1 pseudogene is annotated in these 220 nt (G+C 63.2%); it reads left to right on the top strand.

The window, feature by feature from the left end:
- Window positions 1–220: pseudogene (locus C444_RS07595) on the top strand (hypothetical protein); the annotation flags it as partial.

The following is a 220-nucleotide window of genomic DNA, read 5'->3' as shown; positions in this document are numbered from 1 at the left end:
ACGACCGCCTCAACCGGACCCTCTATGCCGTCACCACCTACAAGACACCGACCGCCTTCCAACAGTGGGAACCCTGTCGCTACGACGAGACAGAGGGAACGACTGTCTGGCAGGATGAACCCCCAACCCCAGGGTATGCCGACCTCCGGGCAGTTCCCACCTGGGGCGATATTGACCTCGCCGACGACATCAAGCCGCAGCGAGGCGACCTGGATGGCGA

Source organism: Haloarcula japonica DSM 6131 (genome assembly GCF_000336635.1).
In the GTDB taxonomy this organism is placed as follows: Archaea; Halobacteriota; Halobacteria; order Halobacteriales; family Haloarculaceae; genus Haloarcula; species Haloarcula japonica.
The sequence above is the reverse complement of the archived record's forward strand: the minus strand, read 5'-3'. Positions and strand labels throughout refer to the sequence as shown.